25 protein-coding genes are annotated in these 23,393 nt (G+C 67.7%); 9 read left to right on the plus strand and 16 right to left on the minus strand.

What is annotated here, in order from left to right; translation table 11 throughout:
* Positions 1–182: 182 nt before the first annotated feature.
* Positions 183–1,091, plus strand: a complete 909-nt coding sequence (locus WDC82_RS13810; RefSeq protein ID WP_340117920.1) for a c-type cytochrome — start codon at positions 183–185, stop codon at positions 1,089–1,091.
* A 92-nt stretch (positions 1,092–1,183) separates the two neighbouring features.
* Here WDC82_RS13810 and WDC82_RS13815 read toward each other — a convergent pair whose 3' ends face one another.
* The 3 genes from WDC82_RS13815 to WDC82_RS13825 all read right to left on the minus strand — a co-directional run bounded on the left by WDC82_RS13815 (position 1,184) and on the right by WDC82_RS13825 (position 2,814).
* Entirely contained in the window at positions 1,184–1,540 is a 357-nt protein-coding gene (locus tag WDC82_RS13815; RefSeq protein WP_340117921.1) for a PilZ domain-containing protein, read from the minus strand.
* A gap of 401 nt (positions 1,541–1,941) precedes the next feature.
* A complete protein-coding gene (locus WDC82_RS13820) occupies positions 1,942–2,271 on the minus strand; it encodes a DUF2794 domain-containing protein (protein ID WP_340117922.1) in 330 nt (109 codons plus the stop codon).
* Between the two features lie 153 nt (positions 2,272–2,424).
* Positions 2,425–2,814 (minus strand): hypothetical protein, encoded by a 390-nt coding sequence (locus WDC82_RS13825; protein ID WP_340117923.1) that lies wholly within the window; start codon positions 2,812–2,814, stop codon positions 2,425–2,427.
* Between the two features lie 256 nt (positions 2,815–3,070).
* Here WDC82_RS13825 and WDC82_RS13830 point away from each other — a divergent pair, with 256 nt between their 5' ends.
* The 6 genes from WDC82_RS13830 to WDC82_RS13855 all read left to right on the plus strand — a co-directional run bounded on the left by WDC82_RS13830 (position 3,071) and on the right by WDC82_RS13855 (position 9,208).
* Positions 3,071–3,622 carry a thioredoxin family protein gene (locus WDC82_RS13830; RefSeq protein WP_340117924.1) on the plus strand — a complete coding sequence of 184 codons (552 nt, stop codon included), beginning with the start codon at positions 3,071–3,073 and terminating at the stop codon, positions 3,620–3,622.
* 156 nt (positions 3,623–3,778) lie between these two features.
* Positions 3,779–4,423: a tetratricopeptide repeat protein gene (locus WDC82_RS13835; protein ID WP_340117925.1), complete on the plus strand. Its 645-nt coding sequence runs from the start codon at positions 3,779–3,781 to the stop codon at positions 4,421–4,423.
* A gap of 7 nt (positions 4,424–4,430) precedes the next feature.
* Positions 4,431–5,762, plus strand: a complete 1,332-nt coding sequence (locus WDC82_RS13840; RefSeq protein WP_340117926.1) for a PQQ-binding-like beta-propeller repeat protein — start codon at positions 4,431–4,433, stop codon at positions 5,760–5,762.
* Positions 5,763–5,841: 79 nt separating this feature from the next.
* Positions 5,842–7,266 carry a ribosome biogenesis GTPase Der gene (gene der / locus WDC82_RS13845; RefSeq protein ID WP_340117927.1) on the plus strand — a complete coding sequence of 475 codons (1,425 nt, stop codon included), beginning with the start codon at positions 5,842–5,844 and terminating at the stop codon, positions 7,264–7,266.
* Between the two features lie 18 nt (positions 7,267–7,284).
* On the plus strand, positions 7,285–8,067 hold the full coding sequence (locus tag WDC82_RS13850; RefSeq protein ID WP_340117928.1) for an alpha/beta fold hydrolase: 783 nt from the start codon (positions 7,285–7,287) through the stop codon (positions 8,065–8,067).
* A 178-nt stretch (positions 8,068–8,245) separates the two neighbouring features.
* Positions 8,246–9,208: an alpha-L-glutamate ligase gene (locus WDC82_RS13855; protein ID WP_340117929.1), complete on the plus strand. Its 963-nt coding sequence runs from the start codon at positions 8,246–8,248 to the stop codon at positions 9,206–9,208.
* A gap of 1 nt (position 9,209) precedes the next feature.
* Here the strand turns inward: WDC82_RS13855 and WDC82_RS13860 are convergent, their stop codons facing one another.
* From WDC82_RS13860 to rpsF, 13 genes are all read right to left on the minus strand, one after another.
* On the minus strand, positions 9,210–10,247 hold the full coding sequence (locus WDC82_RS13860) for a methionine synthase (protein ID WP_370661551.1): 1,038 nt from the start codon (positions 10,245–10,247) through the stop codon (positions 9,210–9,212).
* 125 nt (positions 10,248–10,372) lie between these two features.
* Positions 10,373–11,104 carry an SDR family NAD(P)-dependent oxidoreductase gene (locus WDC82_RS13865; RefSeq protein WP_340117931.1) on the minus strand — a complete coding sequence of 244 codons (732 nt, stop codon included), beginning with the start codon at positions 11,102–11,104 and terminating at the stop codon, positions 10,373–10,375.
* The gene (locus WDC82_RS13870; protein ID WP_340117932.1) at positions 11,104–11,601 is read right to left on the minus strand and encodes a DUF2937 family protein; all 498 of its coding nucleotides are present in this window, start codon (positions 11,599–11,601) and stop codon (positions 11,104–11,106) included. The genes WDC82_RS13865 and WDC82_RS13870 overlap by 1 nt, the downstream gene beginning before the upstream one ends.
* Before the next feature lie 17 nt (positions 11,602–11,618).
* The gene (gene purF, locus WDC82_RS13875; protein ID WP_340117933.1) at positions 11,619–13,094 is read right to left on the minus strand and encodes an amidophosphoribosyltransferase; all 1,476 of its coding nucleotides are present in this window, start codon (positions 13,092–13,094) and stop codon (positions 11,619–11,621) included.
* Positions 13,094–13,798: a CvpA family protein gene (locus WDC82_RS13880; RefSeq protein WP_340117934.1), complete on the minus strand. Its 705-nt coding sequence runs from the start codon at positions 13,796–13,798 to the stop codon at positions 13,094–13,096. The genes purF and WDC82_RS13880 overlap by 1 nt, the downstream gene beginning before the upstream one ends.
* A 9-nt stretch (positions 13,799–13,807) precedes the next feature.
* On the minus strand, positions 13,808–15,274 hold the full coding sequence (gene radA, locus WDC82_RS13885; protein WP_340117935.1) for a DNA repair protein RadA: 1,467 nt from the start codon (positions 15,272–15,274) through the stop codon (positions 13,808–13,810).
* Between the two features lie 34 nt (positions 15,275–15,308).
* A complete protein-coding gene (locus WDC82_RS13890; RefSeq protein ID WP_340117936.1) occupies positions 15,309–16,136 on the minus strand; it encodes an ATP-binding cassette domain-containing protein in 828 nt (275 codons plus the stop codon).
* Entirely contained in the window at positions 16,133–16,906 is a 774-nt protein-coding gene (locus WDC82_RS13895; RefSeq protein ID WP_340117937.1) for an ABC transporter permease, read from the minus strand. The genes WDC82_RS13890 and WDC82_RS13895 overlap by 4 nt, the downstream gene beginning before the upstream one ends.
* 6 nt (positions 16,907–16,912) lie before the next feature.
* Entirely contained in the window at positions 16,913–18,040 is a 1,128-nt protein-coding gene (gene alr / locus WDC82_RS13900) for an alanine racemase (RefSeq protein ID WP_340117938.1), read from the minus strand.
* 16 nt (positions 18,041–18,056) lie between these two features.
* A complete protein-coding gene (locus tag WDC82_RS13905) occupies positions 18,057–19,574 on the minus strand; it encodes a replicative DNA helicase (protein ID WP_340117939.1) in 1,518 nt (505 codons plus the stop codon).
* 168 nt (positions 19,575–19,742) lie between these two features.
* A complete protein-coding gene (rplI, locus tag WDC82_RS13910) occupies positions 19,743–20,348 on the minus strand; it encodes a 50S ribosomal protein L9 (protein WP_340117940.1) in 606 nt (201 codons plus the stop codon).
* A gap of 23 nt (positions 20,349–20,371) precedes the next feature.
* Entirely contained in the window at positions 20,372–20,626 is a 255-nt protein-coding gene (rpsR, locus tag WDC82_RS13915) for a 30S ribosomal protein S18 (protein ID WP_340117941.1), read from the minus strand.
* Positions 20,623–21,126 (minus strand): 30S ribosomal protein S6, encoded by a 504-nt coding sequence (rpsF, locus tag WDC82_RS13920; protein ID WP_340117942.1) that lies wholly within the window; start codon positions 21,124–21,126, stop codon positions 20,623–20,625. The genes rpsR and rpsF overlap by 4 nt, the downstream gene beginning before the upstream one ends.
* 360 nt (positions 21,127–21,486) lie before the next feature.
* On the opposite strand from rpsF, the gene fabD reads away from it, so the two are divergent.
* On the plus strand, positions 21,487–22,428 hold the full coding sequence (fabD, locus tag WDC82_RS13925) for an ACP S-malonyltransferase (RefSeq protein ID WP_340117943.1): 942 nt from the start codon (positions 21,487–21,489) through the stop codon (positions 22,426–22,428).
* Positions 22,429–22,516: 88 nt separating this feature from the next.
* Positions 22,517–23,254, plus strand: a complete 738-nt coding sequence (gene fabG, locus WDC82_RS13930) for a 3-oxoacyl-[acyl-carrier-protein] reductase (protein WP_340118150.1) — start codon at positions 22,517–22,519, stop codon at positions 23,252–23,254.
* Positions 23,255–23,393: the final 139 nt, after the last annotated feature.

Raw genomic sequence — 23,393 nt, forward strand, 5'->3', positions numbered from 1 at the left:
TGCATCCTGTTCCCGCCGCCGTGATGCGGGGCGGCGCGATCCCGCTGGCCCCATAAATTGCCGCTGGCTGCCCCCTTTGCGCCGGCGAAATGGACTGGCGCGCGTTCGGCGGATCGGATAGACAGCGCCGCCGCGCATGAACAGGCGCCGGAAAGCGCCGACTGACTGAGGATCGAAACATCATGACTGTGCATGCCGTTGCCGCCGCTGGGGCCGCCGCTGGGGCCGGCGCGGGGCGCTCCCGCGCGCGTTCCAGCACGGTGGTCGCTTGTATTGCATTCACCCTGGCCGTGATGGCGCTGCCGGGCGCGGCCGCGAAGGCGGAGACCCTGCTGGAGCGGGGCACCTACCTGATGCAGGGCATCGTTGCCTGCGGCAACTGCCACACCCCCCAAGGCCCGAACGGTCCGCTGCCGGGCATGGAACTGGCCGGCGGCCTGCCGTTCGAGTTCGAGGCCTTTACGGCCTACAGTTCCAACCTGACTCCGGACGTCGAGACGGGTATCGGCGGCTGGAGCGACGCTGAGATCATCGCCGCGATCCGCGAGGGGCGGCGCCCGGACGGCACGTTGATCGGGCCCATTATGCCGATCGCGCTCTACAGCAACATGGCGGACCGCGACGTGGAGGCGATCGTCGCCTACCTGCGCAGCCTGAAACCGGTGCGGAACGCGGTGCAGAAGTCGGAATACCGCGTGCCGCTGCCGCCGAGCTACGGGCCGCCGGTGGAGAGCGTGGCCGAGGTGTCGCCGGACGACGGCCTGGCCTACGGCGCCTACCTGGCCGGGCCGCTGGGGCACTGCATCGAATGCCATTCGCCGATGGGGCCGCAGGGCCCGGACTGGCGCAACCAGCTGGGGGCGGGCGGCTTCGAGTTTCCCGGGCCCTGGGGCGTCAGCGTCTCGGCCAACATCACGCCGAGCAACCTCGGCGAGTGGAGCGACGACGAGATCAAGCGGGCGATTACCCAAGGCGTCCGGCCGGATGGGCGTCATCTCATGCCCCCGATGCCTTATGGCTACTACAAGAACGTCTCCGAGCAGGACCTTACGGCGCTGATCGCCTATCTGCGCAGCCTGCCGGCGAAATAGTCTAAGCGACGGGAAGCCCGGGCGGAGGAATCTACCCGGGCTTTTTGCCGCGCGTCAGCTGATGATAGCGGAATCGGTAAGAGGCGACTAGGTCAGGCGTGGCCGACCTGGAGGCAGCGCTGCGGCAGCAGGGCGGCCATAATGACGGCGACCTTTTCCGGATCGTCGCGAAAGCAGATGCCCAGCGTCTCCTCGCGGCGCCACACCACCTCGCCACCGAAGTGGACCGAACCGGCGAGCACCAGGGTCACCTGGGTGCCGACCGGGACATTGCCGGCCGCCCAGAGCTTTACGCCGTTCAGCGAGGCGTCGAGCACGGTGCCCTCGACGGCGCCGGCGGGGGTGAGCAGGCGGGCTTTGAGCACGGTGGAGGCGCGGATGAAGCGGCGGCGGTCAGCATCGTGAAGGGTCTGCAGCTTGGATGCACTGACGTCCTGGTCCCACGACATGATCACCACCGAGATTGAGAGGGGCGCCCTGGCGGCCGCCCGCATTGTGCGGCTGTCTGCATTCCGTCACCGGGTTCCCCCGGAAAACCAGGGCCGGGACGAATGAGCCAGCGACAGTTGGGGGATCCTGCCGCTGGCTCGATCGAGACAGATACTCTTCCAAAAGCCGATTGGGGAAAGCTCAGGAATTACCCGATGGTCGCACCAGATGATTTCCCGCCGCTTAAGTTTTTAGGTTAAGGACGCGTTTACATCAGGGGTTGCGTACTGGCGCAGGGAAGGCGAGCTCGAGAATTAAAAATATTTCTTTATTTCAATATTTTATGAATGGTCGCTGAGAGGTGAGATTATTGGAATTTCGCCTCTGAGTGGCGCCCCGGCGGCAAGGGGCGCCGCGAGGCTCAGGACACCACCCTCAAATTCTTCTTAAACACTTTAAGGGCGTCACCCAACGTCTTGGCCCGCTTAATTTTTTCTCTGCCGGAGAAGATTACATACTCGATCGAGCGGCTGTTGCCCTGCTTGGCGATCGAGTAGAGCGGAGCGTCGTGGGTGTGGCGGAACACCGAGAAAATGGCCGAGCCGCCGACCTGGTCGATGGCATAGTCGCGCCATTCGCCACTGGCGACATTGCGGCTGTAGAGGGAGAGCAGTTGGTTCAGTTCTGCCCGGTCGAAGAAGATGCGGCGTGGGCTTTTGCGGTATTCGCTGAAGCGGTACAGCTGGCTCATGCAGGCTGCCTGGCTCCCTATTGCGTCCCGGATGGAGTCTTATTCTCTTAACGTCGCCAGTGTTCCGCAATTTTTTGCCGACGTCCAGAGCCGACGTCCAGAGCCGAGGTCTGGCCGGCTGAAGCGTGAGCGGTCCGTCCGGGAAAGCGGCGATCAGCGGACCCGGGCCATGGCGCTGGCCATCTCGTCGGGCTGGCGGTAGCAGGTGACGGCGCCGAGGGTGCGGTAGCAGTAGGTGCCGGCCTGGCGGGCGGCGGCTTCGGCCTCGGCGGCCGCGCGCTCCTCCTCGGTCACGAAGGGTTTGCAGTAGTCCTCGCCGTTGGCCAGTGCCAGGGTGGAGCAGTCCTCGTCGAAGGCCCAGGTGGCGACATGGTCGCTGACGGTCTTGTCGGTGTGCACGAGGGTCACCAGGGAGGCGCCGGCCAGCATTGCCTGGGAGGTCGGGTCGCAGGCGCCCAGGCCTGCCACCAGCCCCAGCGCCAGTCCCGACCGAAGCAGGGGACGGCAAAGAGGGGCCGGGAGAATCGTCAGTCCGCGTCTCATACCTTGAGCTCCTGGTCGCCGCTAGCGGCAGTGTCGCCGGCACCGCCTGGCGTCCTGACAAGTCGCCCCTTGCGGCTTAGGATGGCCTCGACAGGGTGCGGCTGGAGCGGCGGCAGTGGGCGGCGGATTTTCGCCAAACATCGGCTTCCAGTCTGGCCGCCCGCGCTGAAAAATCTGTTAACGTAAGACGGTTTTCCGGAAGGTTGAGGAAGACCGAACAACCAATTGATAATCCGATGTAATGGAGCCGCGAGCCATGGCAGCAACGCCCCCCATCTGCGACTTCGGCTGGAAGGCCGTCGACTTCTCCCTGCTGGGTGCCGACGGCAAAACCTACAGCCTGGCCGACCTGGCCGGGCCGAAGGGCACGCTGATCGTTTTCATGTGCAACCACTGCCCCTACGTGCGGGCCATCGCCGGGCGCCTGGCGCAGGAGGCCAAGGCGCTGGCCGCCCTGGGCATCGGCGTGGCCGGAATCAACGCCAACGACCCGACCAGCTATCCCGAGGATTCCTACGAGAACATGAAGGCCTTCGCCGAGGAGCATGGCCTGGGCTTTCCCTATCTGGTCGACGCAACCCAGGAGACCGCCCGGGCCTACGGGGCCGTCTGCACCCCCGATTTCTTCGGATTCAACGCGGATCTGGAACTGCAGTACCGCGGCCGCCTGGACGAGTCACGCACCACCCCGGCGTCCGGTGCCCGGCGCGACCTCTACGAGGCCATGAAGCGCATCGCCGAGACCGGCAAGGGGCCGGCGGAGCAGATCGCCTCCATGGGCTGCAGCATCAAGTGGAAGGCGGCCTGACCCAGAGGCCCTGAAGGGCGGGCGGAGGCGCCCTGTTCCGCTGAATTCGGTGGTTGATGCGGGCGGGCAAGGGCTTTATCAACGAAGCGCCACAGAGCTGGCAGAGTCCGTCATCCCGGCTGTGATTGTGAGCAGGGTGCGTTTGGGGAGTGGCCAGTGGCCGATATCTTTAAAGAAGTCGAAGAAGATCTGCGTCGCGACAAAGCGGCCGACTGGTGGAAACGCTACAGCATTTATATCTACGTCGGGGCTGCGGTCGTCGTCATCGCCACCGCCGGCTACCAGGGCTGGCGCTCCTATGATCTGAAGCTGCGCGGCCAGCAGGCCGATGCCTATGCCGAGGCGACGGCGCTGGCGCAGAGCGGCGACACCGCACAGGCGCGGGCGGAACTGGAGGCCCTCAGCGATCCCGATGGCACCGGTTACCCCCTGATGGCGGCACTGACCCAGGCCCAACTGGCCGCCGAGGCCGGCGACACCGCCACGGCAGAGCGGGTGTGGGGCGAATTGGCTGCCGGCGGCGGCAGCGTGGAGGCGCTCAACGAACTCGGTGCGCTCTTTGCCGTGATGCACAGGATGAACGACGCCGACCCCGCCGTCCTGCGCGGCGAACTGCGGCCGCTGGCGGAGCCTGAGGCACCTTACCGCTTTACCGCGCTGGAACTGCTCGCCGCCCTGGCGCTGCGCGAGGGCGACACGGCCGCGGCGCGCGATCACTTGACCAAGATCACCGACGATCCCGCCGCGCCGGCGGGCAGCCGCTCGCGGGCTGCCGAACTGCTCGCCTCCCTGCCTGGATGACCCTCAAATGCCCGTGACTTTGAAGCGCTTCTTTCTGCCGCTGCCGCTGCTGCTCGCGCTCTCTGCCTGCGGCGTCCTTGATTGGTTCGGCGAGGAAGAGGCCCCGCCGCTGCCCGGTCAGCGCATCGCGATCCTCGCCTACGAGCGCGGACTGCGCGCCGATCCCGCCATCGCCGACGTGCCCGTGCGCCTGCCGGAGCCTTACGTGAACGCCGACTGGGCGCAGCCCGGCGGCAGCGCGGCCCACGCCATGTACCACCTGTCGCTCAGCGCCAACCCGCAACGCGTGTGGAGCGCCGATGTCGGCGAAGGGTCCGGGGACGTGGCGACGCTGCTGGCGCAGCCCATCGTGGTCGGCGACACCGTCTTCACCATGGACGCGCGCTCTCTGGTTTCCGCCTTCTCGGCCACCAACGGCAGCCGCCTGTGGCAGGTCGACCTGGAGGACGAGGACGAGGACGACGGCTTCTTCGGGGGCGGCATCGCCGCGGAGGGCGGCAAGATCTTCGCGGCCACGGGCTTTGCGCGGATTTTCGCGCTGGACGAGAAGACCGGCGAGACCCTGTGGATTCACAAGGCGCCCGGGCCGATCCGAGGTGCCCCGGTTGTGGCTGAAGGCCGCGTCTTCGTCGTCACCCTGGACAACCAGTTGCTGGTGCTGAACGTCGAGACCGGCGAGCGCCTGTGGAACCATGTCGGCGTCCAGGAGACCGCCGGCCTGCTGGGCTCGGCGAGCCCGGCGGTGGCGCGCAACACGGTGGTGGTGCCCTATTCTTCGGGCGAGGTGCTGGCGCTGCTGACCGACGACGGCCGCCAGGCGTGGAGCGAGAACCTCAGCTCCCTCCGCCGCCTCGACCCGCTGGCTGACATCGCCCAGATCCGCGGCCTGCCGGTGATCGACCGCGACCTCGTGCTGGCGGTCAGCCATGCCGGCCAGATGATGGCGGTCGACCTGCGCCAGGGCGTGCGCGCCTGGCAGGCGGAGATCGGCGGCGTGCAGATGCCCTGGGCCGCCGGCGATTTCATCTATGTGCTGACCAACGACGGCCAGGTGGTCTGCCTGCAGCGCCACGACGGCCGCATCAAGTGGGTGACGCCGCTGCCGCGCTTTGCCGACCCCGAGGAGCAGGAAGACCCGATCCGCTGGCGCGGACCGGTGCTGGCCGGTGACCGCCTGATCGTCGCCGGCTCCAACGGCGAGGTGATCTCGGTATCGCCCTATGACGGCAAGCTGCTGGGCTTCATCACCCTGGGCGACGGCGTCGCCGTGCCCCCGGTGGTGGCCAACAACAGTCTCTACCTGCTAACCGACGGCGGCGATCTGATCGCCCTGCGGTAGGTAGGGGCGCCGGGAAGCGCCGCGGCGGGGCGATAAACGGGCTTGCGGCGGGCGCGCCGGCCCCCTATGCCATCACCCCATGACCATAACCGTCGCCATCATCGGGCGCCCCAACGTGGGCAAATCGACCCTGTTCAACCGGCTGGTCGGCCAGCGCATCGCGCTGGTCGACGATACGCCGGGCGTGACCCGCGACCGCCGCGAAGGGGACGCCAACCTCTTCGGCCTGGAATTTCGCGTGGTCGACACCGCCGGCCTGGAGGAGCGCTTCGACGCCAGCCTGGAGGGCCGCATGCGCGCCCAGACCGAAAAGGCTCTCGAAGAGGCCGACCTCGCCCTTCTGGTGTTCGACGTCCGCGCCGGCATCACCGCCCTGGACGAGCACTTCGCCAACTGGCTGCGCCGAAGCGGCAAGGCCGTCGCCCTGGTCGCCAACAAGTGCGAGGGCCGCGAGGCGGAATCGGGCCTCGGCGAGGCCTACAGCCTGGGTCTCGGCCAGGCCATCCCGATTTCCGCCGAGCACGGCCTCGGCATGAGCGACCTCTACGACGCCGTCGCCGCGGTCGATGCCGAGAAGGCGGCGGCCGAAGCGGCGGGCGAGGCGATCGCCGTGCCGGCGACAGGGGTCGATGTCGAGGCGGAGGACGAGGAGGCCGAGCACGAGCGCGTATTGCAGCTCACCGTCGTCGGACGCCCCAACGTCGGCAAGTCGACCCTGATCAACAAGCTGATCGGCGAAGATCGACTGCTGACCGGGCCTGAGGCCGGCATCACCCGCGATTCCATCGCCGTCGACTGGACCTTCGAGGGCCGCCAGCTGCGCCTGGTCGATACCGCCGGCCTGCGCCGCCGGGCGCGGGTGGTGGAGAAGCTGGAGAAGCTCTCGACCCAGGACACCCTGCGCTCGATCCGCTTCGCCCACGTCGTGGTGCTGCTGCTGGACGTCGAGGAAGGGCTCGAAAAGCAGGACCTCACCATCGCCCGCATGGTGGTGGAGGAGGGCCGCGCGCTGGTCATCGGCGTCAACAAGTGGGATGCCTGCCGCGACCGCGACGAGAAGCTGAAGGCGATCCACGACCGCCTCACGCGCTCGCTGCCGCAGACCCGCGGCCTGCCGGTGGTGACACTCTCCGCCCTGCAGGGTCATAACATCGAGGGGCTGATGCACGCGGTGCTCGGCGCCTACGAGGTGTGGAGAAGCCGTGTTCCGACGGCGGACCTCAACCGCTGGCTCGACGCGGTGACGGCGTCCCACCCGCCGCCGGCCGCCGCCGGGCGCCCGGTGCGCCTGAAGTACATGACCCAGGCCAAGACGCGGCCGCCGACCTTCGCCATCTTCTGCTCCAAGCCGGACGAGCTGCCGCCATCCTACCTGCGCTACCTGGAGAACGGCCTGCGCGACGCCTTCAAGCTGCCCGGCACGCCGATCCGCATCCACTTCCGCAAGGGCGATAACCCCTACGCTGGGCGGAAGAAGCCGAAGGCGGACAAGAAGAAGCGCTAGCGCTGCTAAGGAGAGCCGATGGCTGCTGTCGAGAACGAAGGCGCGACGCTTTACTACGAGGTCCATGGCGAGGGTGATGGCGACGCCGCCGCCGTCGTCTTCGCGCATGGGCGCGGCGGTAACTGCGCGAGCTGGTGGCAGCAGGTGCCGGTCTTCTCGCGGCGCTACAAGGTCATCGTCTTCGACCACCGCGGCTTCGGGCGCTCACGCTGCGACGCTGAGCATTTCGAGGCCGAGTACTTCCCGCGCGACATCGCGGCGATCCTGGATGCCGAGGGCATCGGGCGCGCCGCCGTGGTGTGCCAGTCGATGGGCGGCTGGGGCGGGCTCAAGCTGGCGGTGACGCAGCCGGCGCGCGTCGCGGCGCTGGTGCTGGCCAACACTCCCGGCGGCCTCGACACGCCCAAGGCCACCGCGGCCATAGCGCACCTCGCCTCCGGGGCCATCCCGCCGGGGACCGGGCAGATCGGGAAGTCCTTCGCCGCAGGCAATCCCGAGGGCGCCTATCTCGCCCGGCAGATCTCCGGCCTCAATTGCAACTTCCCGCGCAGCTTCAATCGCCTGACGTCGGCGCGCTCGGTCACGCTGGAAGAGCTGCGGGGCTACGCCGTGCCGACCCTGGTGCTCACCAGCCCGGAGGACGTGCTGTTCCCGCCCGAGGCGATGGAGGAGGTCGCGGCGGCGATCCCCGGCGCGCGGCTGGAGGTCGTTCCCGGGGCGGGCCACTCGGCCTACTTCGAGGCCCCGGAGGCCTTCAATCGGGTGGTTTCCGACTTTCTGAAAGAGCGCCTCAGCGTCTGACGGGCGGGGGAAGGCTTCCTGCAGGAAATCAATGTCAGTATAAAATACATAAATAATATGTTATTTCATTATTATTCCTCATTTTGTATTGTAGTTTTGTTCCGAATGGCCATTTCCAAGGGAAGATTCCCACCCGCCGGCGGCCAAGCCGGTGTCGCAGCGAGGAAGGCGTCCGCAGATGTCCCGCATCACCCAGCCCCAGATCTCCCGGCCCCAAATCCACGTCCTGCACGAGAACCCCGACTGGCTGCCGCCGCTGGCCGCGGCGCTGGAGCGCAGCGGCGCGCCTTGGGACGACTGGTTCCTGGTGGAGCGGGCGATCGACCTCGCGGCGCCGCCGCCGGAGGGCGTCTTCTACAACCGCATGAGCGCCTCCTCGCACACCCGCGGGCACCGCTACTCGGCGGAGCTGACGGCGGTGACGCTGGCCTGGCTGACCCAGTACGGCCGCCGCGTGGTGAATGGTCCCAGCGCCCTCGATCTCGAGATCAGCAAGGTGCGCCAGTACGCGGCGCTGGCGCGCGCCGGCGTGGCGACGCCGCGCACCGTGCCGGTGGTCGGCAAGGACAAGCTTGTCGAAGCCGCGCGCAATGCCTTCGGGGACTCACGCTTCCTCCTGAAGCCGAACCGCGGCGGCAAGGGCCTGGGCGTGCGGCTGCTCGAGAACGCCGACGATCTCGCCGCGCACCTGGAGACCTTCGACTACGAGGCGCCGCTGGACGGCGTCCACCTGCTGCAGGACTACGTGGTGACGCGTGAGCCGATCATCACGCGGGCGGAGTTCGTCGGCGGCCGCTTCCTCTATGCCGTCGAAGTGGATACCAGCAACGGCTTCGAGCTCTGCCCGGCGGATGTCTGCAGCGTCCCCGACGCGACGCGTCCGGCCTTCCAGGTGATCGAGGATATCGACGCCGGTCTCAAGACGAAGCTGGAGCGCTTCCTGCAGATCGCCGGCATCGAGATCGCGGGCATTGAGTTCGCCACCGGCGCGGACGGCAGGCCGTTGGTCTACGACGTGAACACCAACACCAACTACAACAGCGAAGCCGAGGCCGCGGCCGGCGTGCCGCTCACCGGCATGGACGCCATCGCCCGCTACCTGAAGGGCGAACTGGCGCGGAGCGAGCGCCAGGCGGCCTAGATCAGGGCCGCCCGCGGCCCTTGCTGAGTTCCTCGCGCAGCAGGCGTGCGCCGGCGCCGAGAGCCTTGAGCTTGCCCTGGGCAACCGCCGCCGTCAGCGGCGCCAGGCCGCAGTTGGTGCAGGCCACCATGCGCTCGGGCGCGACGAACTCCAGGGCGGCGCGCAGGGTCGCCGCCACCTGCTCGGGCGTCTCGATCTCGTTCGTGGCGACGTCGATGGCGCCGACCAGCACGTCCTTGTCCTTCAACAGGGCGATGAGGGACAGCGGCACGTGGGAGTTGGCGCACTCCAGGGAAACCTGGCCGATGTTGCTTTTGTTGAGGGCGGGGAAGAACGCCTCGTACTGGCGCCACTCGCCGCCCAGGGACTTCTTCCAGTCGATGTTCTGCTGGATGCCGTAGCCGTAGCAGATGTGAACCGCCGTGGTGCAGGTGAGGCCCTCGATGGCGCGGTTCAGACAATCGACGCCCCAGGTTGCCGCTTCCTCGGTAAAGGCGTTGAAGGCGGGCTCATCGAACTGCACGACGTCGACGCCGGCGGCCTGCAGCTCGCGCGCCTCGGCATTCAGCAGTTCGGCGAAGGCCATGGCCATCTTCGGGCGGTCGCCATAGTAGCCGTCGGCGATGGTGTCGCAGATCGTCATCGGGCCCGGCAGGGTGAATTTCAGTTTGTTCTTCGTGTTGGCGCGGCAGAACTTCGCGCTTTCCACATGGACCGGCTTGGGCCGCCGCACCTGCGCGGTCACCGTCGGCACCTGCGCCTCGTAGCGGTCGTTCCGGATGCCCATGGTGGTCATGCGCTGCCAGTCGATCCCCTCGATGTGTTCGAGGAAGCCGTGCACGAAGTGTTTGCGGAACTGCTCGCCGTCACTGACGATGTCGATGCCGGCATCTTCCTGGAAGCGGATCCATTCCAGGGCCGCCTTCTTCTGGCCGTCGATCAGCGCTGCGCCCTCCAGGCGCCAGGGCGCCCAGAGCTTCTCCGGCTCCGCCAGCCAATCGGGTTTCGGCAGGCTGCCCGCCACGGTCGTCGGTATCAACGGCTCCTCCCCAGGTTCTGTCCGGCCGCTGTCCCGCGGCATTGCTGCGACGGCCCATCATGGGTCCGAAGTGCGGGAGCGGCAATGCCCTAGAGGATCGGACTTGCCGCAGACCGGCGTTGTTCTTAGCGGGCCTCGACCACTTCGCCGTTGCGCGCGCAGGCCGGCTCCGCCAGCGCGACGAAGAGCTCGGCGATCTCCCCGGGGCTGCGCAGGGTCTTGGGGTCCTCGCCGGGGAAGGCGGCGGCGCGCATCATGGTGCGGATCGGGCCGGGCGAGAGCAGGTTCGCCTTGACGTTGGTCTTGGTGATCTCGGCGGCGTAGGTGCGCACCAGCGCTTCGAGAGCCGCCTTGGAGACCGCGTAGGGGCCCCAGTAGGCCTTCAGGCCGCTGGAGGCGCCGGAGGTGACGAAGACTGCGCGCCCGGCATCGGAGAGCCGCAGCAGCGGATCGAGGCTGCGGATCAGGCGGTAGTTCGCCGTCACGTTCACGTCCATGACCTCCTGCCAGATGTCCGGCGCGATATGACCGACGGGGGTCAGCGGCCCCAGGATGCCGGCGTTGCCGATGAGGATGTCCAGCTTGCCGTAGCGCTCGTGCAGCGAGGCGCCGAGACGGTCGAGGCCGTCGAAGTCGCGCAGGTCGTGCGGGACGAGAACCGGCTGCCTGCCGCCCTGGGCGCGGATGGCGTCGTCGAGCTCCTCCAGCGCGCCGACGGTGCGCGCGATGAGGATCAGCTGCGCGCCCTCAGCGGCGAAACGCTCGGCGACGGCGGCACCGATACCGCGCGAAGCGCCGGTGATGACGGCGATGCGGCCCTCGAGCCTTCCCTCCGGGCGGTCCTTACTCTCGGACATTACGCTTGCAACTCCTTGTGGCGGCGGCGCCGGCGCAGGAGGCGGCGCGAGCCGAAGATGACGATGAGGCCGGCGAGCATCCCGGCGGCGGCATAGGTGAGCCCTTCCGGCGTGATCGGCACGGCGGGGGCGAAATCGCCCAGCGTCGCTTCGGCGAGGCCGGCATTCATGTGCTCGGCGAAGGCGAGAGGGCGCTGCAGCGGGGTGGCGTCGCGCAGCGCCTGGTAGGCCGCCTCCATGCGGTCGAGCTGGAAGATGCTCTCCGCCATGCGCCCGCCCTCCAGGCTGTGCGGCGCGCTGTCCAGGAAGGTCTCGACGTAGTCTTCCACCGAAAGGCCCCTCTCGGCGGCGTCCTCGCGGATCTCCGCGGCGCGCAGGCGGGCCTGGTCGATGCGCCCGCCGAGGCGCTGCAGGTAGTGGGCGTAATACTCCGGGAACTGCGAGAAAGCCGACCCGCCCGCAATGGCACCGAGACTGTAGATCAGGCGGGCAAACATCGCGGCAGCGGTGCGCCTCAGGCGCGCTCGGCCAGCAGGGACAGCTGTGCCGGGCGGTCGCGGCCGGCGAAGTCGGTCAGCCGGATCGGATAGTCGCCGGTGAAGCAGGCATCGCAGAAGCGCGGCGCTTCGGCATTGCGGCCGTTCTCGCCCATGGCGCGGTAGAGGCCCTCGATAGAGATGAAGGCGAGGCTGTCGACGCCGATGTGGCTGGCCATGCCGGCGACGTCCATGCGCGAGGCGAGCAGCTCGTCGCGCTCTGGCGTGTCGATGCCGTAGAAGCAGGAATGGGTGGTCGGCGGCGCGGCGATGCGCATGTGCACCTCGGTGGCGCCGGCGGCACGCACCATCTCGACGATCTTGATGGAGGTGGTGCCGCGCACGATGGAATCGTCGACCAGTACCACGCGCTTGCCGGCGATGGTATGGCGGTTGGCGTTGTGCTTCAGCTTGACGCCCAGGTTGCGGATCTGCTGGCCCGGCTCGATGAAGGTGCGCCCGACGTAGTGGTTGCGAATGATGCCGAGCTCGAAGGGAATGCCCGAGGCCTCCGAATAGCCGATCGCCGCCGGCACGCCGGAGTCCGGCACCGGAATCACGACATCGGCCGGCGGGCCGCTTTCCTCAGAGAGCACGGCACCGATGCGCTTGCGGGCTTCGTAGATGGAGGTGCCTTCCATCATGGAGTCCGGCCGCGCGAAGTAAATATACTCGAAGATGCAGGGACGGCGCGGCGCCGGCGGGAAGGGGCGCAGCGAATGTACGCCGGACTCGTCCAGCACCACCATCTCGCCGGCCTCGATATCGCGCACGAACTCGGCGCCGATGATGTCGAGGGCGCAGGTCTCCGATGTGACGACGTAGGCATCGCCCAGCTTGCCGAGCACCAGCGGGCGCACGCCCATGGGATCGCGCACCGCGAAGATGCAGCTCTTCGACAGCGCGACCAGGGAGTAGGCGCCCTCGATCTGGCGCAGCGCCGCGATGATGCGGTCGATCAGGCTGCCGGCCTCCGAGGTCGCGATGAGGTGCAGGATGACCTCGGTGTCGCTGGTCGACTGGAAGATCGCGCCCTGCTCCACCAGCCGGTGGCGCAGGTGGCGCGCGTTGGTCAGGTTGCCGTTGTGGGCGAGGGCGAAGCCGCCGAGGGAGAGGTCGGCAAACAGCGGCTGCACGTTGCGCAGCGCGGTCTCGCCGGTGGTGGAGTAGCGGTTGTGGCCGACCGCGGCATGGCCGGTGAGGCGCGCCATGATGCCTTCGGAGGAGAAGATGTCGCCGACGTGGCCAAGGTCGCGGTGCGCGTTGAACTGGCGGCCGTCGTAGGCGACGATACCGGCGGCTTCCTGGCCGCGGTGCTGCAGGGCGTGCAGGCCGAGGGCGGCCAGCGCCGCGGCGTCGGTATGCCCGAAGACGCCGAAAACGCCGCACTCCTCGTGGAACTTATCGTCGTCCCCGGTTCGACTGGGAGGGGGAGCCAGAGGATTGGTGATCATCACTGCTTGGTCTCTCCTGGCGCGGTTTCGTCCGACATGAGGCCTTCGATGGCCTTCTCGATCTCGTCGCGCATGCCTTCGTTATACGTGGGCTGCTCCTCCACTGCATCGGCTTTTCGCAGCGGAGAGACGAGCTGTTGATAGCTCTGCTCGGCGCGCCGCAGATCTTCGGCGCGGCGTCTGGCGTCTTCGGCGGCCTGGTCGCCGCGCTCCAGCAGGCCGGGCGGCACCAGGGCCAGCATGTAGCCGGCGCCCTGCTCGATCAGCGGGCGTGCCCTTGCCTCCTGCAGCCAGGCCGGGCGGTCTTCCTCGGCCACCATGTAGTCGAGGGCCAGCCAGGCCAGCACCACGATGACGGCGCCGCGGACGAAGCCGAACAGCAGGCCCAGCGAGCGGTCGAGCGCCCCCAGGCTGCTCTGCTGGATGCGGTTCGACAGGATGCGGGTCAGCACCGAGAACAGCACCAGGGTGACCAGGAACAGGCCGACGCCGGTCACCAGGCTGGCGATGAATTCAACCGCGATGACGCTCAGTACGTAGGGCTGCACAACGGGAAAGGCGTAGAGCGTCACGAAAGCCGCGCCGACCCAGGAGGCAACCGCCAGCACCTCGTGCACGAAGCCGCGCACGAAGGCGAAGATGCCGGACACCACCAGGACGATGATGACGATGAGGTCTGCCAGGTTGATCGGCAAGCTGTCCATTCAGGGTCTCTAACGGGCTTTCTCGTAGGCCTGCTGGCGCCGATTGCCCGAATCGCCGCCCGATCGGCCGTCGGACTCCGGGGCGGCCAGGCGGGCGACAAGGTCCTGCAGGTGGGCGATCTCCTCAACCCGCATGCCGGCGCCCGCGGCTGCCGTCGCCTTGCCTTTTGCCTGCTTGCGGCGTGGGGCGATCCAGGCCCGGGTAAAGCCGAGCTTTTCGGCTTCCTTCAGGCGCAGATCCACCTGACTGACCGGGCGGATCTCGCCCGAAAGGCCGATTTCGCCGAAAATCACCGTTTCTTCCGGCACTTCCTGTCCCGATGCCGCCGATACCAGGGCCGCCGCCACGGCCAGATCCGCTGCCGGCTCCCCGATCCTGAGGCCGCCGGCAACGTTCAAATATACCTCTTGGCCGGCCAATGCCAGCCCGCATCGCGCCTCCAAGACCGCCAGCACCATGGCGAGACGGCCGGAATCCCAGCCGACCACGGCGCGCCGCGGAGTCGCCTGGGGAGATGTGGAAACCAGGGCCTGAATTTCAACCAGCAGCGGACGGGTGCCCTCCAGCCCGGCGAAGACCGCGGCACCGGTGACATTGCCCCGGCGCTCGGCGAGGAACAGGGCGGAGGGGTTGGCGACCTCCTGCAGGCCCTCGTCGGTCATCTCAAAGACGCCGATCTCGTCGGTCGGGCCGAAGCGGTTCTTCACCGCGCGCAGGATGCGGAAATGATGGCCGCGGTCGCCCTCGAAGGTCAGCACGGTATCGACCATGTGCTCCAGCACCTTGGGGCCGGCGATCAGGCCCTCCTTGGTGACGTGGCCGACCAGCAGCAGGGCGAACCCCCGCTTTTTTGCGAGACGGATCAGCTCCTGCGCCGCCGCGCGCACCTGGGAGACCGTGCCGGGCGCCGACTCCAGGCTGTCGATGTAGAGGGTCTGCACCGAATCGACGATCACCACCGCCGGGCCCGGATGCTCGGGGCTGGCCGGGTGGTCGAGGCTGGCCACCATGTCGCGCACCGAGGTGGCGGCAGCAAGCTGCACGGGCGCCTCGGCGAGGCCCATGCGGCGCGCGCGCAGGCGTACCTGGTCGATCGACTCCTCGCCGGAGATGTAGGCACAGGTCGAACCGCACGCAGCCATGCGCGCGGTCACCTGCAGCAGCAGCGTGGACTTGCCGATGCCCGGGTCGCCCGCGACCAGCACGGCGGAGCCCGGCACCAGGCCGCCGCCGGTCACGCGGTCGAACTCGGCGATGCCGCAGGTCAAGCGCGGGCGCGGCTGGCTCTCGCTCTTCAGGTCGACGAACTGGATCCGGCCGGCGGCCTTGCCACGGCCGGAGAGCCCACCGGGCGCCGCCTGCACGCTTTCCTCGACCAGCGAGTTCCAGGCACCGCAGCCCTCGCAGCGCCCCGCCCACTTGGCGGTGACGGCGCCGCAGTCCTGGCAGACGTACTGCGAGCGCGGCTTGGCCATGCTCAGCCCTCGATCCTGTAGCGGCGCCCGCGGCTCAAATGCCGTTCACCTGGACCTTTATCGGTCCTTCGGCACGCCCGTTGATGAACTGGTCGACGTAAGGATTGCCGGAGCGTTCCAGTTCGCTGGCGTGGTCTGTCCAGATGATCTTGCCCTGGTAGAGCATGGACACGCGGTCGGAAATGCGCCGCGCGCTCGCCATGTCGTGGGTGATCGACAGCGCCGTGGCGCCCAGGCCCTTCACGCAGTCCACGATGAGGCGGTCGATGACGTCGCCCATGATGGGATCGAGGCCGGTGGTGGGCTCGTCGAAGAAGATGATCTCCGGCTCAGTCGCGATGGCGCGGGCGAGGCCGACGCGCTTGCGCATGCCGCCGGACAGCTCCGCCGGCATCAGCTTGCCGACGTCATCGCCCAAGCCGACCGCGGCCAGCTTCTCCAGGGCAATGCCGCGCGCCTTGGCACGCTCCATGCGCTGGCCCTGGATGAGGCCGAAGGCGACGTTCTCCCACACTGTCAGCGAGTCGAAGAGGGCGGCGTTCTGGAACAGCATGCCGAACTTGCGGCGCACGCGGTCGAGCTCGGAGCCGTAGAGACCGACGACTTCCTCGCCGTCGACCTTGATGGAGCCGGCGTCAGGGTGCAGCAGGCCGAGAATGCACTTCAGCAGCACCGACTTGCCGCTGCCCGAGCCGCCGATGACCAGCATCGACTCGCCGGGCAGGATGTCGAGGTCGATGCCGTTCAGCACGACCTTGTCGCCGAACACCTTGGTGAGGCCGCGGATGGCGATCTTCGGCGTGGTGCCCGTCGTGGCTTCGGCGCCGGCCTGCGTTTCGGAGAGGGCGGGGCTGTCGTTCATCGTGCGAAGAACAGCTCGGTGATGAAGTAGTTGAAGCTGAGGATCAGGATCGAGGCGGAGACCACGGCGTTGGTGGTCGCCGCGCCGACGCCCTGCGCGCCGCCGCGCGAGTGGTAGCCGTGGTAGCAGCCCATCAGGGTCACCAGGAAGCCGAAGACGCCGGCTTTCACCAGGCCGGAGATGACGTCCTGCGTTTCGATGAAGTCCCAGGTGTTCTTCAGGTAGGTCGCCGGGTTGAAGCCCAGCTTCTGCGTCGAGACGATGTAGCCGCCGAACACGCCGATGATGTCGGCGATCAGGACCAGGATCGGCAGCATGGTGAGGCCGGCGATGAGGCGCGGCGCGATGAGGTACTTGAAGGGATTGGTCGCCAGCGTCTCGAGCGCGTCGATCTGCTCGGTCACGCGCATGGTTCCGATCTCGGCGGCCATGGAGGCGCCGACCCGTCCGGCGACCATGAGGCCGGCCAGCACGGGACCCAGCTCGCGGGTGATCGAAACGACGACCACGTTGGGAATGGCGCTTTCCGCCGAGAACCGTGCAAAGCCGGTGTAGCTCTGCAGCGCCAGCACCATGCCGGTGAAGATCGCGGTGAGGCCGACCACCGGCAGGGAGTAATAGCCGATCTCGATCATCTGCCGCAGGATCAGGCGCGGGTAGAGCGGCGGCCGCACACAGTGCGACAGCGACAGCACGGTAAAGAGCGTCAGCCGGCCGGTGGCTTCCAAAAAGGTCAGAAAGGTGCGGCCGATCGGCTGGAGAATCGGCATCAATCGCTAATCCACATACAGCCGGTGATAGCGCGCGCCGAGGGAGGTCAGGATTTCGTAGCCGATGGTCCCGGCTTCGCGCGCCAGGGCGTCAACGTCCTGCTCGCCGTTGAGCAAGTCCGCCCAGTCTCCCGGCTGCACCTTCTCAGGCGCCACTCCGGTTACATCCAGCGCTAGCAAATCCATGGAAACGCGTCCAACCACAGGAACCCTATGACCGGCGACCCAGGCATGCCCGCGTGAGGAAATCGACCGCAGGTAGCCATCGGCATAGCCAGCGGCAACGGTCGCGATTCGGGCCGGCCCCGTGGCGCGGTGGGTGGCACCATAGCCAACGGTCTGAGGAGCGTCAATCGCGCGGATTTGCAGGATTTTTGCCTGTAAACGCACCACTTGGCGCATCGGATTCGGAGCCGCCGGGGTCGGGTTCACGCCGTAGAGCGCGACCCCCGGCCGGCCGAGGTCGAAGTGGTAGTCGGGCCCGAGGAAGAGGCCCGAGGAATTGCAGAACGACACCGGCGCGCGGGGCAGGGCGGTCAGCGCCGCCTTCAGCGCCGCCAGCTGCTCGGCGTTCTTCGGGTGCTGCGGCTCGTCGGCGCAGGCGAGGTGGCTCAGGACGCAGGTCGGCACGATGCCGTCCAGCCGCCCCGGATCGGCGCGCAGGGCTTCGACCTCGTCGGGCGGCAGGCCCAGGCGGCACATGCCGCTGTCCAGGTGGACGGCGGCCGGCAGCACCTTGTCTCGGCTGCGGGCGAAGGCGGCCCAGGCGTCGATCTGGCCCAGGGAGTTGAGCACCGGCAGGATGTTGTTGTCGGCGTAGTCCGCCTCGGCGCCGGGCATCAGGCCGTTCAGCACGTAGAGCGAGAGCGCCGGGTGGCACCGGTCGAGCACCGGGCGCAGCTTCAGGGCCTCGTCGAGCTGGGCGACGAAGAGGCTGCGCGCGCCGGCCTTCACCAGTGCGGGCGCGACCCGCTCGGCGCCCAGGCCGTAGCCGTCGGCCTTCACCACGGCGCCGACGGCGCGCTGCTGCATGGCAGCCTTGAGGATGCGATAGTTTTCGGCGATGGCGGCGAGGTCGACGGTCAGCACGCCGGCGACGCGCGGCGGCACCTGGCCAAGGGCGTTCTCTCTCACGGCGCCTGCTGCCGGCTCAGTAGTGGTCGGGGAGGTGGTCATCGGCGACCAGGTCGCTGAACCGCGTGGTGTCGCCGTCGAAGGCGAACTCGCGCGCGCCGATCGGGCCGTGGCGCTGCTTGGCGATGATGATCTCGGCCTTGCCGTAGGCGCGCTCGCAGCGCTCCTTCCAGCGCTCCAGGCGCTCGTGGTACTTGTTGTCGTCCTCGCCGTCGCGCTGGGACGGTTCGGCGCGCTCCAGGTAGTACTGGTCGCGGTAGATGAACATCACCACGTCGGCGTCCTGCTCGATCGAGCCCGACTCGCGCAGGTCGGACAGCTGCGGACGCTTGTCCTCGCGCTGCTCGACGGCGCGCGACAGCTGCGACAGAGCGATCACCGGCACGTCGAGGTCTTTGGCCAGGGCCTTCAGGCCGCGGGTGATCTCGGAGACCTCCTGCACCCGGTTATCGCTGCGCTTGCCCGCGGGCGGCTGCATCAGCTGCAGGTAATCGATGACGATCAGGCTGAGGCCGTGCTGGCGCTTCAGGCGGCGCGCGCGCGTGCGGACCTGGCTGACCGAGAGGGCCGGGGTGTCGTCGACGAAGAGCGGCAGCTCGAAGAGTTCGCGGCTCGCTTCGAAGATCTTGTCGAAATCCTCGTCCTGGATGTCGCCGCGGCGCATGGAATCGGAGCGGACGCCGGTGCGCTCGGCGATGACGCGCGAAGCGAGCTGCTCGGACGACATTTCCAGCGAGAAGAAGGCGACCGGCTGGCGCTGTTCGATGGGGTTGCCCTCGGCGTCCTTTTCGGTGCGCGCCGCCGCGGCGACATTGTAGGCGATGTTGGTTGCCAAGGACGTCTTGCCCATGGAGGGGCGCGCCGCGAGGATCACCAGGTCGGAGGGGTGGAAGCCGCCCAGCAGCTTGTCGAGGTCGTGCAGACCCGAGGACACGCCGGCCAGGCCGTCGCGCCGCATCGCCGCCTCGGTCATGTGCAGCGATTCCAGCACCGCGGACTTGAAGGTGCTGAGCCCGCCCTCGGTCTCGCCGATCTCGGCCAGCCTGTAGAGCTTGTCTTCGGCGACGGCGATCTGCTGGCTGGCGTCGATGTCGAGGTCGTAGTCGAAGGCGTCGTTGACCATGTCCTCGCCCATCGCGATGAGCTGACGGCGCAGGTAGAGGTCGTGGATCGTCTTGCCGTAGTCGACGGCGTTGATGATGGTGACGTAGCTGGACTGCAGCTGCGCCAGGTATTGCGCACCGCCGACCTCGGTGAGGGCACTCTCCTGCTCGAAGAGATTTTTCAGCTGGATCGCGTTGGCGATCTGGCCGCGCTCGATCAGCTTGCCGCAGGCCTCGAAGATGCGCGCGTGCACCGCATCGGCGAAGTGTTCCGCGCGCAGGAAGTCGGACACTTTCTCGTAAGCCGCGTTGTTGGCCAGGATGGCGCCCAGCAGGGCCTGCTCCGCCTCGTCATTGGACGGCGGCAGGCGCAGGAGGTCTTCGTTCGTCGGACCGAGGAAGGCCGGCAGGTTCGGCTGGGGTGTGTTCATGAGTCCGAAAGCTACGGGAAAAGCCGATATCCCCAAACAGGACTCTACGGGAGAATCGGGGATAAGGACGATTCTATTCGGTTGACAGGTCTGGCAAAAGAGAAACGGCGGCTCCCGCCAGGGGAGCCGCCGTTGTCATTCGGCCGGAAGGGCGAGGGGGAGCGGACGTTAGTCCTGCTTGGCCTCTTCGCCTGCCGATTCGCCGGCCTCTTCTTGCTGCTCGGTCGCATCGACCGCCGCTTCCAGTTCGGCTTCGGCGGCTTCCTCGGCCTGGCGCATCTCTTCCACGCTCATAACCCGGCCGCTCTGCAGCTGGATCTTCGCTTCTTCGTCGGAACGCGCCACGTTGGCGGTGACGGTCACGATGACCTCCGGGTGCAGTCGGACGCGCACCTTGTGGAGGCCCAGCATCTTGATCACCGGGCCGAGGTCGACCTGGCCGCGGCTGACGGTGACGCCACCCGCGGTGACCGCTTCGGCGACGTCGCGGCTGGTGACCGAGCCGTAGAGCTGGCCGCTCTCACCCGCCTGACGGATGAGGGTCACGGTCATGCCCTCGAGGTCCTTGGCGACCCGCTCGGCTTCTTCGCGGCGTTTCAGGTTCTCGGCTTCGAGCTGAGCCCGCTGGGTTTCGAAGCGGGCCATGTTCTGCTTGGTGGCCCGCATCGCCTTCTTCTGCGGCAACAGGTAGTTGCGCGCAAAGCCCGGCTTGACCGACACGACGTCGCCCATCTGACCGAGCTTCTCGATGCGCTGCATCAGGATCACTTCCATTTTCGGTTCTCCTGCTAGGGCGCTTACTTCAGCACGTAGGGCAGAAGAGCGAGGAAGCGGGCACGCTTGATGGCGCGCGCGAGCTCACGCTGCTTCTTGGCCGACACGGCGGTGATACGGCTCGGCACGATCTTGCCGCGCTCCGACACGAAGCGCTGCATCAGACGCGTGTCCTTGTAGTCGATCTTCGGTGCCTTCGGCCCGGAGAACGGGCAGCTCTTGCGGCGACGGAAGAACGGGCGACGGCCACCGCCGCCACCGACAACTTGCACACTCATTCTGCAGCTCCTTCACTGGAGGTCGCTCTTTCCTCGCGCGGACCGCCTTCACGCGGGCCGCCCTCACGCGGGCCACGGTCGCGGTAGCCGCCTTCGCGCGGACCACGGCGGTCGCCCCGGTCGCCCCGGTCACCGCGATCGCCACGGCCCCCACGGTCGCCCCGGTCGTCGCGGCGATCACGCGCCTGCATCACGATGGAGGGGCCTTCCTCCAGCTCTTCGACGCGCACGGTCAGGTAGCGGATGACATCGTCGCTGAGGCGCATGTTGCGCTCCATCTCGTGCAGCGCCGCCGCCGGCGCATCGATGCGCAGCATGACGTAGTGGCCCTTGCGGTTCTTCTTGATCCGGTAGGCCAGGGTACGCAGCCCCCAGTACTCGGATCCCGCGACTCGGCCGCCGTTGTCTTCGAGGATTTTGGTGTATTCCGCCACCAGGCCTTCGACCTGAGACGTGGCGACGTCCTGGCGTGCAATCAGCACGCACTCGTAGAATGCCATTCTGTACTCCCTCTGGCTATTCGTGGACCGGCGCTGGTCGGACCAGCCGCCCGGCCCTAGCCGACCCTCTTATAAGGCCGGCAAGGAGCGCCTTGCGTCTTTATCCCGGGACACGCCAAAAAGCGCTGCCCAAGGCCGCAAAGCCGCGGGACTATACACTTTATCCTCCCCCAGGCAAGAGGGCGCGTGCGGTCCCCTTCCGGGCCTAAGGGAGCGACTCTTCACCATTGTAAGGCGCGGTTTTCCGGCCTTTGAGCGCCAATCTGGCTTGACAGCCAAGTCAGCGTGTCTATGTGTGGGCCGGTGTGGCGTTCGCCGACACATGACCTCCAACCACAAGATCCAGCGGAGTTACCTTCCATGACCCTCGCTTTCGTGTTCCCGGGGCAGGGGTCCCAGGCGGTTGGCATGGGCCAGGCGCTGGCCGAGGCATTTCCCGTCGCCCGCCACATCTTCGAGGAGGTCGACGATGCCCTGGGCTTCCACCTGTCGCGGCTGATGCGCGAGGGACCGGAGGAGGAACTGCGCCTGACCGCCAACGCCCAGCCGGCCCTGATGGCGGTCAGCATGGCGGTGGTGCGGGTGCTGGAGAGCGAGGGCAACTGGCGCCTCGGCGACAAGGCGGCCTTCGTGGCCGGGCACTCCCTGGGAGAATATTCCGCTCTGGCGGCCGCCGGCAGCCTGGGCCTTGACGATGCCGCGCGCCTGCTGCGCCGTCGCGGCCAAGCCATGCAGGAGGCCGTGCCGGTGGGCGAGGGGGCCATGGCGGCGCTGCTGGGGCTCGACCTGGCGGCGGCCCAGGAGGTCGCCGCCGAGGCCGCGCAGGGTGAGGTTTGCGCCGCCGCCAACGACAACGCGCCGGGCCAGGTCGTGATCAGCGGACACACTGCCGCCGTCGAGCGGGCCTGCGAGATCGCCAAGACCAAGGGCGCCAAGCGGGCGGTGATGCTCCCGGTCAGCGCGCCCTTCCACTGCAGCCTGATGGCGCCGGCCGCCGAGGTGATGGCCGAGGCGCTGGCGGGCGTCGAGGTGGCCATGCCGGCTGTGCCGCTGGTCGCCAACGTCACCGCCAGCCACCTGAGCGACCCGGAGGAGATCCGCCGCAAGCTGGTGGAGCAGGTCACCGGCATGGTGCGCTGGCGCGAGGGCGTTGCCTACATGGCAGGCCAGGGGGTCGAGACCGTGATCGAGTTGGGCGCCGGCAAGGTGCTGAGCGGCCTTGCCAAGCGTATCGACCGGACCCTGGCGGCCCACAGTGTTGAGACGCCGCAGGAAGTCGAAGCCATCTTAGGCCAGATCTGAAGAAGCCGCGCCATGCGGCCCGAAGCCCCGCCGGCCCGAGGCCGAACCGGGACACCGCTTGAAGCTTTATCGTCGTGGAGACGTCTTGATGCTTGATTTGACTGAAAAGATTGCCCTGGTGACCGGCGCCTCGGGTGGCATCGGCGGCGCCATCGCGCGGCGCCTGCATGCCCAGGGCGCCACGGTGGCGCTGAGCGGCACGCGCGCCGAAGCGCTGGAAGCGCTGGCCGGCGAGCTGGGCGCGCGGGCCCATGTCATGACCTGCAACCTCGCCGAAGAAGGCGAGGCGAGCGCGTTGGTCGGACGCGTCGAACAGGAGCTCGGTCACCTCGACATTCTGGTCAACAACGCCGGCCTGACCCGCGACGGCCTGGCCATGCGTATGAAGGACGAGGACTGGCGCGAGGTCATCGAGGTGAACCTGACTGCCGCCTTCCGGCTCTCCAAGGCCGCCCTGAAGGGCATGATGAAGCGGCGCTGGGGTCGCATCATCGGAATCAGCTCAATCGTCGGTGTGACCGGGAATCCGGGCCAGGCCAACTATGTGGCTTCCAAGGCCGGCCTGATCGGCATGTCCAAGGCGCTGGCCCTGGAAGTGGCGAGTCGCGGAATCACCGTGAACTGCGTGGCGCCGGGCATGATCGAGACGCCGATGACCGACGCGCTCAATGAACAGCAGCACGCCCGGCTGCTCGCAGCGATTCCAATGCAACGCCTTGGAAACCCAGATGAAATCGCATCGGCCGTGGCGTATCTCGCGAGCGAGGAAGCGGGCTATGTGACGGGCCAAACCTTGCATGTAAACGGGGGAATGGCCATGATATGACGCCTGCGGGGGGACCCACTTCGAGTAGGCGTCTGTAGGGCGTTGGCAAACCTTTAAGAACTGTGATAAGAGGCGGCGCCTTGCCTAGAGGCAGGGTGGTCATCCGCTGTGACGGCAACCGCTTCCCGCTAAGAAGCAT

It is taken from the genome of Pelagibius sp. 7325 (assembly GCF_037652055.1).
In the GTDB taxonomy this organism is placed as follows: domain Bacteria; phylum Pseudomonadota; class Alphaproteobacteria; order Kiloniellales; family Kiloniellaceae; genus Pelagibius.